The organism is Methylophilus sp. Leaf414, assembly GCF_001425425.1.
GTDB lineage: Bacteria > Pseudomonadota > Gammaproteobacteria > Burkholderiales > Methylophilaceae > Methylophilus.
The window spans coordinates 465,255-479,214 of record NZ_LMQQ01000001.1 but is presented as its reverse complement, the minus strand read 5'-3'; the positions used below and the strand labels follow the sequence as shown (position 1 = coordinate 479,214).

Sequence of the window (13,960 nt, the reverse complement as noted above, 5' to 3'; positions counted from 1 at the left end):
CTCACGAAGTTCAAGTAGTGTCGTTGTTCTATGGTTCTATCTTTTGGTGTATCGTTACTTCCCGCCATCTTGATCCTCGTTATGGGCATTAGCCCAAATTTTTAATTTTCATTCAAGGATTTATCATGGTAACAGGTTCAGTTAAATGGTTTAACGATTCAAAAGGTTTTGGTTTCATCACTCCTGACAACGGCGGCGAAGATTTATTCGCACACTTTTCTGCAATTCAATCTGCAGGTTTCAAAACTTTGAAAGAAAACCAACGCGTTAGCTTTGAAGTAGCTACTGGCCCTAAAGGCAAACAAGCTGCAAATATTCAAATCATTGAATAATTAATTGCACGTCCGCAGGGCTGGTTAACGGCCTACCGGAAAAGGGGCCCGGAATCTCCGGGCTTTTTTTATTTTTAGAGGATGCTGAATGGCAAAAGAAGAGTTAATTGAAATGCAGGGCGCAGTCACCGAGATTTTGCCGGATGCGCGCTATCGTGTGAAACTGGAAAACGGTCATGAGTTGATCGCTTACACAGGTGGCAAAATGCGTAAACATAAAATCCGTATTCTGGCGGGCGACAAGATTACTATTGAGATGTCTCCTTATGATATGGATAAAGGTCGTATCATTTTCCGTCATCTGGAACCGCGCAAGCCTTTCTAACCTGCCCGTCAGTTTAAGCGAGCAGGTCTGCCTATTGAGGGCAGCCAGACTCGCTCTCCATGCTTCCTCACTATAGCAGAGGAAACAAGGTTACTTATGGTCTTTTACCAGCCATTCCGTCAGCCGTAACAACCACGGCGCAACCATCAAAATACTCACAAACACGATCGGCCAGGCCACTGTGATGCTGGTTAGCCACTTATCAAGCAAGAGCGCCCTAGGTACGTGATTAATCAGCAGGATGGAGACGCTCACGATATTCACGGTCACCAGTGACATCAGTGCTGCGAATAGCAGTTTACGTTTGAAGGCCACGCGTTTGTTTGTGCTATTTACCATGGCAAAGCCTGGTCCTCATGAAAGTAACCACCGGTAGGGCCGTTATCGTCCAGTGTAGCTAACCTGACTGAAGTCTTCCAGCTGTCACTGATTTCCATTGGCGCATTAGGCCCGCCCAGTTCAGTCTTCACCCAGCCAGGGTGCGCAGAATTGACTTTAATGTGGGTGTTTTTTAGGGCATGTGCCAAGTGTATGGTAAACATGTTCAATGCTGTTTTCGAGGCGTTATACGCCAGTCCTTTTGCAACCTCAATAGGCGAGTCTGGCGAACTGTGCAGTGTTTGTGAAGCCAGAATGCTGGATAGGTTAACAATTCGGCCCGCTGGAGATTTTTGAAGCAAGGGCAGCAGGGCTTGAGTTAACGCCACCACTGCAAAAAAGTTGGCATCAAAAGTAGCTTTAAGTGTGTCTTGGTCAACAGTTAACGTATTGTTCTGGCCGATCAATTCTTCTTTCAGTATCCCGGCATTGTTAATCAGGATATCCAGTTTCCCAAAGCGTGATTGCAATGCTTCAGCTACTGTTTGAGGAGCATTTGTTAATGCCGCATCGTAGTGCAAATATTCCGCATCAATGCCCGCGGCTTTTAATTGCGCTACTGATTCCAAGCCTTTGACTTCATCACGCGCCCCAAGAATAATTTTGATGCCTTGTCCGCCTAAGTGCTTGGCCGTTTCAAAGCCGATACCGCGATTAGCGCCAGTAATAAATGCAATACGTTGCTGTGGTGTGCTCATTTTAAAGTCCTTGTAAAATTTGATTTACTATTTAATTACCATTCGGTATATAAATAGTAAAGAAGACGTTTTTGCTTGTCAACATATTTATTACCAATAGGTAAATAATTTAATATTTTATTTGAAATTACAGGTGTGAGGCTTGAAAAGGCATTGCTTTTGAAAAGTGAATCCCACTCTTTTTAAAAGCTCAAATGCGTAGCCAAATCTCATTGGTTAGATATTTAATTCTAAGTGAGATCAGGCAGGGTATGAATAAAAAGTGAGCTCAGAGGTGTTAGCAGAGATGACTAAAGAAACTGTAAAAACACCAATGTGCCACCAGGTTAGCACATTGGTGTTTTCACGTGATCAGGTAGCGTGATGCACCAGGGTAATCGCTGCTAGTTTTGCACGAGTAGCGGCACCGGTGTTCGGGGCAAGTCGTTCTACTAATGCCGCCCCTTCAAAAAGAATGGTTAATTGCTGACCCAATGCTTCCGGATCCTTAGCGCCGGCATTGCGGGCAATTTTACATAGATAGGTCTGCAGCTCTACCGAAAGAACGGCTGAATATTGGTTAATCGGATGCTCAGGATCCGGAAACTCTACTGCAGCGATATGGAATGGCAAGCCATGAAATTCTGGCTGGGTAATCCATTGTTCCAGTAACTCACACAATTGAATCAGCAACTCAATCGATTCACTTTTACCAGTAGCCAGCTGGGCATTCAGCCAGCCATAAAACTTGTCTGATTTTTCGCGCAAATAAGCCGTAATCAACTGGTTTTTGCTGGGAAAGTGCTTATACAGCGTTGCCTTAGCGACGCCTGCCTCCATAATAATGGTATCAACGCCAGAAGCCTGAATACCTCTGGTATCAAACAGGCTGCTGGCAATGGTTAAAATTTTCTCACGCATGTTCATCATTTATCCTTTTCCCATTCGATGGGAGATCCCGATTTTTCTGCTTATGCTGGTTTAAAAACGTTCACGTCCTTGCGGGCGCATGAGTTCTTGTGGGTACAGGCAACTCACGTATCCAAGCGCTTGCCGCAACTGTTCCACATGGTCAACATCTACCTTGCCATTGGTGACAAACATAATAAATGCCTGTCGCTGCGCATCTGGCAACATTGCTGCCTGTGGTAGTTGGCAACTGCCGTTTTGCATTTTCTGGTAAGCCAGGTTTAGCAAGCTGAGCGTGACTGGATCAGCGGTCGCACTTGACTCAAATTGTGTTTCTTCCAATGGTGACCATTCAGTATGCGTCGGCTGATGCATTGGCGTTACCATAGTCATCCAGACCACACTGAGCGTCACCACCAAGCCAAAGGACAATGAACGGCTAAATGACTGGCTCCCTAGTTGTTCATGCACGGACTGCTCAAACAAATGCCAGGCAGTATCGACACCTGTTTGCGATTGCACACGGATGGCGCCTATGGCCTGGAAAAACCATTGGTCCAGCAGGGTTGGCGACAGTGCCACATCCGCTGTATGTTGAGCCCGTTCTATCAGCTGCCGAATATGCAGGATGTCCTGCGTATTTAAAGCAGCACTGGCACCATGCACATGCATGCGCTGCGAGTTCCAGGCTACCAGCTGTTGGCGCAACATGTATAACGGCGCATGTCGACACCACTGCTTGAATCCCAATTTCCAAAGGCCATAGAGCGCGTAGGTTTTCACGCTGCGTGCGCCACGCTGTCCTGTCTTCTTCATTATCGCTAGTACGTTCACGCTGGTAACCCCATAAAAATCTTCTTGCTTTTTTTTCGATGGCTGCAGTAGACTAGAAATAAGTGAACAGACCTGTCTGCATATTAACGTGGCAAACCACAAATTGCAACCAGTTCTTCCACACCTTTTCCAGAAGCTACTTTGGCATCATAGCCCCGGCTGAATTTGTAAACAAGGGATAACCATGACATCCGTATCAATCGAAACACAATTGACCGAGTGGCGCGACCATGCGCTTAAGCTCGAAAACGAAGTGAAAAAAGTAGTGGTCGGCCAGGACAAGGCAATCCGTGCCATTAATATTGCCATTTTTGCCCGCGGCCATGTGTTACTCGAAGGCGGTGTAGGTGTGGGTAAAACGACGTTGTTGCAGTCGATTGCCCGTGGTTTGGGGGGGGCTTATGAGCGTATTGAAGGCACCGTTGACCTGATGCCTAACGATCTGATCTACCACACATTCCTTGGCGAGGATGGCCGTCCAAAAGTGGAAGAGGGTCCGTTGCTGCGGGCAGGCGAGCAGTTGTCTGTGTTCTTTTTTAACGAGATCAACCGCGCCAGGCCGCAGGTACATGCATTGATGCTGCGTGTGATGGCTGAGCGACATATTGGCGCGTTCAAAAAAGAATATCGTTTGCCGCACATGCTGGTATTCGCCGACCGTAACCAGGTAGAAAAAAATGAAACCTTTGAGATTCCATCCGCTGCGCGCGACCGCTTTATGATGGAAATCCCGATTGAAATTCCTGAGGATCGTGCATTACGCAAGGCCTTGATGTTCGATGTGAAGTTCCAGCATGCCGAGCGCCTGACCCAGCAAGTGGATGCCGGCGTACTGGCTTATGACCAGCTGAATGCTTTTTCTGACGTATTGCAAAGCCATATCCGCGCCAGCGATGTGCTTGAAGATTATGCGCTGGATTTGTGGGAATCTACCCAAAAACCATCTGCTTACGGCATTCAGCTTGATAGCGTGGATGTTAACCGCCTGATACATACCGGGGCCAGTCCGCGTGGTATGGGTATGTTATTAAAAGCAGCCCGTGTGCATGCCTGGCTGATGAATCGTGACAGTTTATTCCCTGAAGATATTCATGCGGTGTTCCATGAAATCATTGCGCACAGACTGGTGCTTAACCCGATGTTTGAAAGTCGTCGCACCGAACTGTCCCGCGAACTGACCAACCAGATACTGGCCTCAGTGAGCGTGCCATCCAAGGCGAAAGCGGCATGATTCCCGACTACGCCCAGCCCTTTTTCTACCAGGTGCCCTGGCGCTCTGCGAGCGTGCATACTGGCGAACATCTGGGCATACAGCGTGGTCCGGGCGATGAATTCAGCAAGCATGTTTCGCTAGTTGATTATCCGGATGCCAGGCGCGTGGATTTGCGGCAAACGCTGCGCGATCCTTATGAGCAGATTCAGGTGCGTGTATTCAAGCAGGAGGCATCGTCTCCTCTGTATGCCGTCTGTGATCTGTCCAGTTCCATGCAGTTTCAGGGGCAAGTGAGCAAGCTGGATACGGTGAAAGCGGTGGCAGCATCAATTGCCTGCTCGGCCCATGAGAACAGTGACCTGTTTGGCATGGTTTCTTATGACCATAGCGTGATTCCGCATTTGAGCCTGTCAGCCGGGCACCATGCGCACCAGTCGTTTGCCACCATCGCCGAAATCGGTGATTTTCGCAGTACGCGACGAGATGGCAGTGGCATCGTCGAGGCGGCCGGATTACTGGGCCAGCAAAAAGGACTGGTGTTCTGGATTTCCGATTTTCATTTGCCGCTGTCACTGATTGAGCATGGCTTGAACCTGATGGCCAATCACCAAATGATTCCCATCGTATTATGGGATCCGCTGGAATATCAGCGTTTGCCGCGCTTTGGTTTCGGTAACTTGCAAGACCCCGAAACCGGCCAGCAAAAAACCATTTTCTTCCGCCAGTCCATCCGCGCGCAGTTTGTCGAGATGTTTGAGCAACGTAAACAGGCGCTGGACCAGCTATTTGCGCGCTTTGATATTCGTCCGCTGTATGTCGATGGACGCTTCGATTCGGCCTTGCTGTCGGATTATTTTGAACAACTTATCCATTAGAGTGTGCTGATGAAACAGATTTTTTTATGGTGGTTGATGGCTGCTGTATGCCCAAGCCTTGCCTTGGCCGAAACACCAGCGGCCAAAGTGCAAGTACTTAGCGTGCAAAACCCGGCTTCTTATGCTGGGATACAGATCGGTGATGTATTGCAACGCTCCATCGAGGTTTCGGTGGCTGCAAATGATCAGCTCAATGACAACAACCTGCCACTGAAAGGCTTGCAACGTAACGGTGTTGAACTGCGGCAGTTGCAAGTCGATAGCCGCAAGCAGGGAAATCAACAAGTTTACAAGTTGGTATACGATTACCAGGTATTCGCCGGCAGTGGCAAACCTGTGCAGTTGCAACTGCCGGCCGAACAAGTGACATTTAAAAGCGGTGCCAAGGTTGAATTACCTTCATGGCGCTTCTGGTTGATGGCGCAACTGCCAGACCAGTTACAAAAAGCCAAGCAAAGTGTGGTTGCACAACACCGCCCGGCATTACTGGATACACAAACGCCACACCGAGGATTGCTTATCAGCCTGTTACTAGCGGTGATTGGTGGCCTGGTATTGCTTTACCGGAATTCCGACTGGACTTTATTGCCTATGGTGAACGGGCACTTTGCCCGTGCTTACCGCAAACTAAAAAAACTGCCAGCAAACGCTGAAGGCCAGAAGCAGGCAGCCCTGATTGTGCAAGATGCATTGAATCAGCGCTTCGGTCAGCAAATGCTGGCGTCACATGTGCCGCAGTTTGTCGCGCAACAACCTGGTTTTAAACCACTAGAACAAGCGCTTCATGCTTTTTTTGCCGAGTCCAATGCGGTGCTGTATAGCGGGCAAGCCATCGACGCTGCCGGTTATTTAAAGCAATGTAAAACATTTACGCGCCAGCTGCGCGATTGTGAACGGGGCGTCTGATGCATTGGTTACACCCGTGGTTCTTGCTGCTGTTGCCAGTAGTCGCTGTCCCTTTCCTATTGAAAAGCCGGCATGCACAAACTTATTCATGGTTGCAAATGGTGCCTGCAGACCCGTTTTCAGATACCGCCAACCGGCTGGTTAAAGCCGCTACTGCACTGATGCTGCTATGCCTGGTGTTAGCTTTGGCTGGTCCACAGGGCGATAGCCACCAGGAGCAAAAAGTCGGCAAAGGGGCGCAAAGTGTATTTGTGATTGACCGCAGCGTGAGTATGGATCACCCGTTTGCCGGGCAAAGTACCGGTGGGCATGCGGCAGAAATCAAGTCCATGGCGGCAAGGCGATTAATTACTGCATTTATCGATTCCCGACCGGATGACATGATGGGCGTGGTTGGCTTCACCAACTCTGCCCTGTATGGCATGAAAATCACCACCAATCGCGATGGCATCCACTCGGCAATTCAGGCCGCGACTGGCCCGGCCTTGAACCAGACCAATATCGGTGCCGGCATCACCAATGCAGTAACATTGTTTGAAAACATTGCCAGCACCGGCTCGCGCGCTATCGTTTTGCTGTCGGATGGTGCCGGTAAATTAAGCCCGCGCGTGAAATACCAGATCCAGAAACAGTTGACAGGTAAAAAACTCAATCTGTACTGGATTGTGCTACGTGAACCTGATGACATCAGTATTTTCAGTGACAACGTCTATGAAGAAGAGCGCGTACCGGAAGCCATAGCGCTGGATAGATTTTTCCGTTCCTTAAAGATCAAATACAAGGCATTTGAGGCAGATAACGCCACGGCGCTGGAATCTGCCCTGCGTGAAATCGATGCCAAGGAAAAGAACGTCATTCAATACGCCATCATGATTCCCGGGCATGACTATGCCAAAGACTTAATCTTGCTGGCATTGGTACTGGGATTTGGGTTGGTGCTGGTTAAACATATAAGGATGTACTAATGGCAACACATGCAAAAAAAGCCAATTGGCTGTGGGGTAGCATTACCGTGGCAGGAATCATTGGTGCGATGTATTTTGGCTGGCAGTTACAGTCATTACAGGCGCTGAATCAAAAAATCCAGAATGGCACGTTGATTAAAGAGAAAGAATATCCGTATTTGCAACGGTTTACTGCGGCCTATGACCAGGGCAAACATGGCGATTATAAACATGCAGTGCAAACCTATGGCCAGTTGCTGGAAGTCGGTCCGCCAGAAGCCGAGCTGCCGCATATCCATTTCAATATCGGGAATAACCTGTTTTTGTCCGGCTTGGTGCGCACAGTGAATGAAGATGGTTCGTTTCAGGATGAGGCGCGCTATGCATTTACACAGGCAAAAATCGCTTATGAACAGTCATTACGCCTGCAGCCTGCAGATAAAGCGGCCAAATTCAATTTGAGTCTATTGCACTCGGTGATGGCGCGCGGCATGCAGGCGGGCACTAAAGACCAGTCGCATATGGAACTCAGTAATCTGCCGATCGGGTTGCCATAATGAAAGCGATAGCATGGCTGAAACAGTACTATGAGCCTGTGCTCTACGCACTCGCTTTGAGTTTGCTGGTATTGGCACTGGTCAAGCCCAGCATACAGCTCAGGCAGCAGGTGCAGCATTATTTGCTGATCACCGATGTGTCACAAAGTATGAATGCTGAAGATGAAATGCTGAACCAGAAAAAAATCAGCCGCATTGCCTACGCACAACATTTGATGAAACAGATCGTGCATAAAGCACCATGCGGCACGTATTTCAGTTTAGGCATTTTTGCTTCTGATAACGTGGCGATGTTGCAAACACCGCTGGAAGTATGCAAGAACCTGGATGTGATTACCGATGGTATTGATCACCTGGAATGGCGCATGGCATGGAAAGGCAATAGCCGCCTGAGTTTCTCCGTACATGCAGCGACCCATATTTATGATGCACTGAATCAACCGGCACAAATGCTGTTTTTCACCGATGGCGATGAAGCGCCACGCGTAAACGTGACCATCAAGCAGGATTTAAGCGGGGTGCAGATCGGCGAGTTTTTCACGTTTGTCGGGGTAGGCGGTCCAGAAAAGGTGGCGATTACCCGCTATAACACTGCCAATAAACCAGTGGGATACTGGCCAGTCAGCGAAAATAATAATGCAGGTGCTGTAGGCGTGACTTATGCGGACCCAAGTAGTGATGAACCGGATCCACCTGTGGCTTATGCCGAATATGACCGCATGCTGTCGCAACTGGAAGAAGAATATTTGAAAGAGCTGTCAGCGGAATTCAAAGGCAGTTATGTGAAAGGGCAAGACCAGGAAGCGTTTTACCAGTCTATTGCCGCAAAAAAAGCCACAGCCAGTTTTGTCACAGACTACCCGCTACGCGTCGTGTATCTGGTGCTGGCGATACTGCTAGTGTTGGCTAGCTATGTGCCAGATGTGCTTTACCGCAGGCGCGTTGAGGGTTAACAGCGCCAGGTATTGATTAGAACGTCAATGACGCTCTAATCATTTGCCGGTACTAGTGTGAGGCAGGTGATCTCCGACGGCGAGCCAAAGCGGTTGGGTGGGCCCCAATAACCGGTCCCCCGATTCACATATACCCACAAATTTTTCAAACGGTGCAGGCCAGCTACATAAGGCTGTTGCAGTGGCACCAGGTATTTCCATGGCCAAAACTGGCCGCCATGCGTATGTCCGGATAACTGTAAATCAAAACCTGCTGACTCGGCTTCTTTGGAACTCAGTGGCTGGTGCGCGAGCAGGATTTTTGGTGCATGCAGGGGCGCACCTGCAATCGCTGCATGCGGGTCACTCTGATGATGGTCATAGAACCCGCCTGCGGTTATGTCTGTCACCCCCGCCAAAACCAGCGTTGCGCCATCATGTTTCAGCTGCACGTGCTCATTGAGCAATACCTGTATCCCTAAGCGCTTTATTTCCTGAATCCAGTCCAGTGCGCCAGAATAATATTCATGATTCCCGGTAACAAAAAAACTGCCGTGGCGCGCATTCAATTGCGCCAGCGGTTGGGTATGCGTTGAGAGTTCACTGACGCGACCATCCACCAGGTCGCCGGTAATGGCAATCAGGTCGGCGTCCAAGGTATTGACGCGGTTAACGATGCGCGAAAGATAGCCTTTTTTAATGGTAGGCCCGACGTGGATATCGCTGATCTGCACAATACGGAAACCATTCAGCGTGGCAGGCAAATTGCGTAAAGGCACTTTGATTTTAATCACCCTGGCTAATCGACGGGCATTGAAAAAGCCGATCACGCTGATTGCCACTGCGCCTGTGATTGCCAATAATGCAGTGTTCTTCTCCAGCGTGAAAAAGTTCGCCTGGAAAAAGTGGGAAGCATCCATGCCAGCGACCACCAGCAAGAAAATATCTCGTATTACTGTCAGGACCAGCAACGAAGAAAACACGCCCATCAGCGTCATTGCGACCCAGCTGGTGGTATCACGCAAAGCATGGTTACGCAGCCCGCGTGCCAGGAAAGCGACTGGCTGCAGCAACGTTGAAATGACCAGGAATATCCAACCGGCCCACAGCACCCAATCAGCCCAGGCAACCGAGTTTAGAAGGCGTGAACCGATGTAGTAATGCAAGACACTGACCATGGTGGTAAATGTGAGCAGGAAGCGTAGAGGTGGCATGTATTATTTTTGTTGGCTGGAGGATGGGTATTCGTTAGATGGAGCCAGCGCCAATAGATTCAAGTCATCATGGTATTTAAAGCATAACCGCTAGCTGTTAAAGCAACAGCGGCAGCTTGGCTTTGTGCGCTAGCAGTCTGGCTGGTTAAACCACTGATGATGGTAATGCTCAAACGCTTGTATGGCACGGGTAGGGCGCAGCCTGGCATCTTGCAGGCATTTTTGGCGCCAGTCATCCAGTTGTTCCATGCCTAAATTGACATGCTCGGCATGCAATGAGGGAAACGACCCGTTGAGTAACTGAGGCAGGTCTTGCAAGGCCAAACTCACCTGGTCGCGGTAATAGGCCAGTTTGTGTTCAAACTCGTTATCCAGCCTGCCGTAACGGCGCAACAAATATTGGGGAATACGCGACAGGCGCAATGCCTGGTCGGCAGTAGCTAACCTGGAAACAGCTTTTTCCACGATGCCGGAATCACATTGCATCGCTTGCGTTAACGTTTCTACAATGGTTTTGCGGTGTATACGCAATAGTTTGGAAGGCGAAGGAATGTTTGTCGTTTGCAGGTAAGCATCCATGGCCCATTCAGCAGCCGCATGCGTGAGCAGACTGTCATGCTGCCACTTGGCTTCAAACGTGGGTACGAAATGCTGGTGTGCAACGACATCGGTCAGCAGGTGAACGTTATAACCTATCCCCAACGCCAGTTGTCTCTCATTTTTGGTATGCAGTAATTGCTGGCCTATTCCCCAGCCATGGCTGTGATTAAAGGTACGGGAAACTACTGCCAGATCCGGAAGGCAGGCACCAGCCAGCACCAGGGTCGGGTAACGCCGCATCACGCCTAACCAGGGCAAGGGCAATAAAGGTAATGTCTGTAACCAGCTATGGGTATAAGCCACATGGGAATACAACCCCCAGGCATGTGCTTCGCCGGGTATGGCAATCAGTAATAGCAGTACGGCTAAACATCTGAAGATACTTTTTTGCATGTGCGCACTCTGCGCCTGGTAGATGACAGATGCATGATGATTGTATGACATTGATATGAAAGGGATTTGGTCATAAAAGCATCACGAACCCTTGTTAAAGTATGTGAGAATTGTTTACATGGAACCGCTTAAACGGAACTTTGCATGAAAATATTGATGATTTCAGATGTGTATTTCCCACGCGTAAATGGCGTTTCAACCAGCATCCGTACCTTTGCAGAAAGTCTGCGTGCAGATGGGCATAGCGTACACCTGATTGCGCCGCAATACGCGCAGTCCCTCGATCATGCTCTGATTGGTGATGAAGCCTGGATCACGCGCATAGATGCGCGCAAGATTGTGTTTGATCCTGAAGATTACTTAATGAAGTGGTCGGCACTGGTGGCCTATATTGAAAGCCTGCATCCGGGGGATTACGACATGGTGCATATCCATACACCCTTTATCGCGCACTATGCCGGGCTTAAAATCGCCAAGAAACTGCAAGTGCCGGTGCTGGAAACCTACCACACCTTCTTTGAAGACTATATGCACCACTATTTGCCGTGGGTACCACGCAAGTTTGCGGTGAATATTGCGCAATGGGTATCTCGTAAGCAATGCCAGCAGGTGGATACCGTGGTGTCACCTTCAGGGCAAATGCGTGATGTCCTGCAACAATACGGGGTGACCACACCAATTACCGTGATTCCTACCGGCCTGGATGCCTCACGTTTTGTACCTGGTGATGGCGCAGCCTTCAGGGAGAAATATGGCATCCCCGCACAAAGGCCTTTGCTGATGTTTGTTGGCCGCGTTGCACATGAAAAGAATATCCAGTTCTTGCTGGAAATGTTGTCGCTGGTCATCCAGGATCACCCCGAGGTTTTACTGGTGATCACGGGTGAAGGCCCGGCCGAAGCGATGTTGAAAAAAATGACAAAGGATAACGGCCTGCAACAGAACGTGATGTTCCTGGGTTACCTGGACCGTGCTGTCGGCCTGAATGCCGCTTACCGTGCTGCGGATATCTTTGTGTTTGCTTCCAAGAGTGAAACACAAGGGCTGGTATTGCTGGAAGCCATGGCGCAGGAAACACCGGTGGTTGCCATCGCTGAACTGGGCACTGCCTCCATCTTGCGCCATGAGCAGGGCGCGCTGATTGCACAAGATGACGAGTTGCACTTTGCCGAACAAGTACAAACCTTGCTGATTGACCACCAGTTGCGTGAGCGTGTTGGTAAAAATGGCAAACGCTATGTGGAACAGGTATGGTCAAGCGAAGCACAGGCCAAGAAGTTGCTGGAGTGCTACGAGCGTTTGATGCTGGCCAATTTTCCGCTGTCAGCTTCTGCAGCCGCATAATTCAGGCAGCACACACTTACTGTGATGCTGCCATCCCTGCTGATTTTCCGGAATTTTTCCTGGACCACTTGACGCTTGCCAGCTGGCGCGCCAAGATACCGGCAGCCTTGCACTCGAGCAAGCAGCACAATCTCAGGATAATCTAATATGTTAACTCAACACCTGCCGCACGCTGGTTGCTTTTTTGAGTGCAAGCCAGAATTTGGCAGTCTTTAAATTTCTCATTGATTTAAACAATAGAGTTTAAACTCGCACTAATTGATTATTTCTACACATCCAAGGAGTAAAAATGGCAGCATATTTAATTGCAGATGTACTACTTAAAAATGATGAATGGGTTCCTGAATATGCAAAGCATGTTCACCTGATTGCGGAAAAACATGGTGGAAGATATTTGAGTCGAAGTGCCAATATTGATGTGCTTGAGGGTAAGCCATTGGAAAACACATTGATTGCTTTAATTCAGTTTCCTAATAAAGAAGCAGCATTAGCATTTGCGAATGACCCCGAATATGCGCCATTCTCAAAAGCCAGGCAAGAGGGTACTGAAAGCCGTTTCCAGTTGATAGATGACACTGATGTTGCAGGTGCCATTCCTTACCTTCCTAAATAACGGATCAGTTTCATCTGAGCAAGTTATCGAAGGTTAATGCTTGAGCATGTTGTAAGTGTCCAATAAAAAACGCCGCAATTTGCGGCGTTTTTTTATTGGAAAAGTGGAGTTAACCAAATTTACCGGTAATGTAATCTTCAGTTTCCTTACGGCCAGGGTTAGTAAAGATTTTGTCTGTATCATCGTACTCGATCAGTTCACCCAGGTACATATACGCCGTGTAATCGGAAACACGTGCTGCCTGTTGCATATTGTGTGTCACGACCAGGATCGTTAATTTGCTACGGAGCTCAACCATTAACTCTTCAATGTTGGCCGTTGCAATCGGGTCCAGTGCTGAAGTCGGTTCATCGAACAACATGATTTCCGGATCAGTGGCCAGCGCGCGGGCAATACACAAGCGTTGTTGCTGACCGCCAGACAGGTTGAATGCCAGATCATGCAAACGGTCTTTCACTTCGTTCCATAAAGCAGCACCTTTCAAGGCTTCTTCCACTTTGTCATCCATGATGCGTTTGTTGTTTTCACCACGCACGCGCAAACCGTAAGCCACGTTCTCATAGATCGATTTCGGAAACGGGTTAGGTTTCTGGAACACCATGCTGATACGCATGCGAACTTCAATCGGATCCACGCCGCTATCGAGTACGTTGGTGTTATCCGGGTGCATTACAATCTGGCCCTGGTATTTATTACCAGGATACAGGTCGTGCATGCGGTTGAAACAGCGCAGGAATGTGGATTTACCACAGCCTGAAGGACCAATCAGCGCAGTGATTTTGTTCTCGTACAAAGGCATGGAAATACCTTTGAGCGCGCGGGCACCGTTGCTATAAAAGAAGTTTAAATCGCGTGCTTCGGCTTTAATCGGGGTCGTTATTGTGGCCATGATATTTTCTAAATCCTGTGTGGCA

General features: G+C 48.9%; 17 protein-coding genes. 10 read left to right on the top strand and 7 right to left on the bottom strand.

What is annotated here, in order from left to right; genetic code table 11:
- Positions 1 to 125 precede the first annotated feature (125 nt).
- The gene (locus tag ASG24_RS02295) at positions 126 to 332 is read left to right on the top strand and encodes a cold-shock protein (protein ID WP_018985697.1); all 207 of its coding nucleotides are present in this window, start codon (positions 126 to 128) and stop codon (positions 330 to 332) included.
- An 88-nt stretch (positions 333 to 420) separates the two neighbouring features.
- Positions 421 to 657 (top strand): translation initiation factor IF-1, encoded by a 237-nt coding sequence (gene infA, locus ASG24_RS02290; RefSeq protein ID WP_055825931.1) that lies wholly within the window; start codon positions 421 to 423, stop codon positions 655 to 657.
- Between the two features lie 90 nt (positions 658 to 747).
- Here the strand turns inward: infA and ASG24_RS02285 are convergent, their stop codons facing one another.
- From ASG24_RS02285 to ASG24_RS02270, 4 genes are all read right to left on the bottom strand, one after another.
- Entirely contained in the window at positions 748 to 996 is a 249-nt protein-coding gene (locus tag ASG24_RS02285; RefSeq protein ID WP_055867388.1) for a DUF2798 domain-containing protein, read from the bottom strand.
- A complete protein-coding gene (locus tag ASG24_RS02280; RefSeq protein ID WP_055867385.1) occupies positions 990 to 1,733 on the bottom strand; it encodes an SDR family oxidoreductase in 744 nt (247 codons plus the stop codon). Before ASG24_RS02280 ends, ASG24_RS02285 begins: the two co-directional genes overlap by 7 nt.
- Before the next feature lie 351 nt (positions 1,734 to 2,084).
- A complete protein-coding gene (locus ASG24_RS02275; RefSeq protein ID WP_055867382.1) occupies positions 2,085 to 2,639 on the bottom strand; it encodes a TetR/AcrR family transcriptional regulator in 555 nt (184 codons plus the stop codon).
- A 54-nt stretch (positions 2,640 to 2,693) separates the two neighbouring features.
- Positions 2,694 to 3,437, bottom strand: a complete 744-nt coding sequence (locus ASG24_RS02270; RefSeq protein WP_055867378.1) for a hypothetical protein — start codon at positions 3,435 to 3,437, stop codon at positions 2,694 to 2,696.
- 202 nt (positions 3,438 to 3,639) lie between these two features.
- Between ASG24_RS02270 and ASG24_RS02265 the strand changes: the two genes are divergently transcribed.
- From ASG24_RS02265 to ASG24_RS02240, 6 genes are read left to right on the top strand one after another with little or no spacing between them, the layout of a single operon-like run.
- Positions 3,640 to 4,686 carry a MoxR family ATPase gene (locus ASG24_RS02265; RefSeq protein ID WP_055825921.1) on the top strand — a complete coding sequence of 349 codons (1,047 nt, stop codon included), beginning with the start codon at positions 3,640 to 3,642 and terminating at the stop codon, positions 4,684 to 4,686.
- The gene (locus ASG24_RS02260) at positions 4,683 to 5,543 is read left to right on the top strand and encodes a DUF58 domain-containing protein (protein ID WP_055867374.1); all 861 of its coding nucleotides are present in this window, start codon (positions 4,683 to 4,685) and stop codon (positions 5,541 to 5,543) included. Before ASG24_RS02265 ends, ASG24_RS02260 begins: the two co-directional genes overlap by 4 nt.
- Before the next feature lie 9 nt (positions 5,544 to 5,552).
- Positions 5,553 to 6,449 (top strand): hypothetical protein, encoded by an 897-nt coding sequence (locus ASG24_RS02255; protein WP_055867371.1) that lies wholly within the window; start codon positions 5,553 to 5,555, stop codon positions 6,447 to 6,449.
- Positions 6,449 to 7,414, top strand: a complete 966-nt coding sequence (locus tag ASG24_RS02250) for a VWA domain-containing protein (protein ID WP_055825915.1) — start codon at positions 6,449 to 6,451, stop codon at positions 7,412 to 7,414. The genes ASG24_RS02255 and ASG24_RS02250 overlap by 1 nt, the downstream gene beginning before the upstream one ends.
- Positions 7,414 to 7,950: a hypothetical protein gene (locus ASG24_RS02245; RefSeq protein ID WP_055825913.1), complete on the top strand. Its 537-nt coding sequence runs from the start codon at positions 7,414 to 7,416 to the stop codon at positions 7,948 to 7,950. The genes ASG24_RS02250 and ASG24_RS02245 overlap by 1 nt, the downstream gene beginning before the upstream one ends.
- Positions 7,950 to 8,903: a VWA domain-containing protein gene (locus ASG24_RS02240; protein WP_055867368.1), complete on the top strand. Its 954-nt coding sequence runs from the start codon at positions 7,950 to 7,952 to the stop codon at positions 8,901 to 8,903. The genes ASG24_RS02245 and ASG24_RS02240 overlap by 1 nt, the downstream gene beginning before the upstream one ends.
- Before the next feature lie 35 nt (positions 8,904 to 8,938).
- Here ASG24_RS02240 and ASG24_RS02235 read toward each other — a convergent pair whose 3' ends face one another.
- Complete coding sequence (locus ASG24_RS02235) at positions 8,939 to 10,096, bottom strand: metallophosphoesterase (RefSeq protein ID WP_055867366.1); 1,158 nt, start codon at positions 10,094 to 10,096, stop codon at positions 8,939 to 8,941.
- A 129-nt stretch (positions 10,097 to 10,225) separates the two neighbouring features.
- Positions 10,226 to 11,089, bottom strand: coding sequence for a zinc dependent phospholipase C family protein (locus ASG24_RS02230; protein WP_055867363.1), 864 nt, complete (start codon positions 11,087 to 11,089; stop codon positions 10,226 to 10,228).
- 144 nt (positions 11,090 to 11,233) lie between these two features.
- Between ASG24_RS02230 and ASG24_RS02225 the strand changes: the two genes are divergently transcribed.
- Both ASG24_RS02225 and ASG24_RS02220 read left to right on the top strand, forming a co-directional pair.
- Complete coding sequence (locus ASG24_RS02225) at positions 11,234 to 12,433, top strand: glycosyltransferase (protein ID WP_200934421.1); 1,200 nt, start codon at positions 11,234 to 11,236, stop codon at positions 12,431 to 12,433.
- A gap of 289 nt (positions 12,434 to 12,722) precedes the next feature.
- Positions 12,723 to 13,046 carry a DUF1330 domain-containing protein gene (locus tag ASG24_RS02220; protein WP_055825905.1) on the top strand — a complete coding sequence of 108 codons (324 nt, stop codon included), beginning with the start codon at positions 12,723 to 12,725 and terminating at the stop codon, positions 13,044 to 13,046.
- A 109-nt stretch (positions 13,047 to 13,155) separates the two neighbouring features.
- On the opposite strand, the gene pstB is transcribed toward ASG24_RS02220, so the two are convergent.
- Entirely contained in the window at positions 13,156 to 13,935 is a 780-nt protein-coding gene (pstB, locus tag ASG24_RS02215) for a phosphate ABC transporter ATP-binding protein PstB (protein WP_055825903.1), read from the bottom strand.
- Positions 13,936 to 13,960 lie beyond the last annotated feature (25 nt).

Coding starts and splice junctions, on each gene's coding strand:
- ASG24_RS02220 (WP_055825905.1), top strand. CDS start 12,723: ATGGCAGCATATTTAATTGCAGATGTACTACTTAAAAATGATGAATGG.
- ASG24_RS02295 (WP_018985697.1), top strand. CDS start 126: ATGGTAACAGGTTCAGTTAAATGGTTTAACGATTCAAAAGGTTTTGGT.
- pstB (WP_055825903.1), bottom strand. CDS start 13,935: ATGGCCACAATAACGACCCCGATTAAAGCCGAAGCACGCGATTTAAAC.
- ASG24_RS02260 (WP_055867374.1), top strand. CDS start 4,683: ATGATTCCCGACTACGCCCAGCCCTTTTTCTACCAGGTGCCCTGGCGC.
- ASG24_RS02255 (WP_055867371.1), top strand. CDS start 5,553: ATGAAACAGATTTTTTTATGGTGGTTGATGGCTGCTGTATGCCCAAGC.
- ASG24_RS02280 (WP_055867385.1), bottom strand. CDS start 1,733: ATGAGCACACCACAGCAACGTATTGCATTTATTACTGGCGCTAATCGC.
- ASG24_RS02230 (WP_055867363.1), bottom strand. CDS start 11,089: ATGCAAAAAAGTATCTTCAGATGTTTAGCCGTACTGCTATTACTGATT.
- ASG24_RS02265 (WP_055825921.1), top strand. CDS start 3,640: ATGACATCCGTATCAATCGAAACACAATTGACCGAGTGGCGCGACCAT.
- ASG24_RS02240 (WP_055867368.1), top strand. CDS start 7,950: ATGAAAGCGATAGCATGGCTGAAACAGTACTATGAGCCTGTGCTCTAC.
- ASG24_RS02235 (WP_055867366.1), bottom strand. CDS start 10,096: ATGCCACCTCTACGCTTCCTGCTCACATTTACCACCATGGTCAGTGTC.
- ASG24_RS02275 (WP_055867382.1), bottom strand. CDS start 2,639: ATGAACATGCGTGAGAAAATTTTAACCATTGCCAGCAGCCTGTTTGAT.
- ASG24_RS02285 (WP_055867388.1), bottom strand. CDS start 996: ATGGTAAATAGCACAAACAAACGCGTGGCCTTCAAACGTAAACTGCTA.
- ASG24_RS02225 (WP_200934421.1), top strand. CDS start 11,234: ATGAAAATATTGATGATTTCAGATGTGTATTTCCCACGCGTAAATGGC.
- infA (WP_055825931.1), top strand. CDS start 421: ATGGCAAAAGAAGAGTTAATTGAAATGCAGGGCGCAGTCACCGAGATT.
- ASG24_RS02270 (WP_055867378.1), bottom strand. CDS start 3,437: ATGAAGAAGACAGGACAGCGTGGCGCACGCAGCGTGAAAACCTACGCG.
- ASG24_RS02250 (WP_055825915.1), top strand. CDS start 6,449: ATGCATTGGTTACACCCGTGGTTCTTGCTGCTGTTGCCAGTAGTCGCT.
- ASG24_RS02245 (WP_055825913.1), top strand. CDS start 7,414: ATGGCAACACATGCAAAAAAAGCCAATTGGCTGTGGGGTAGCATTACC.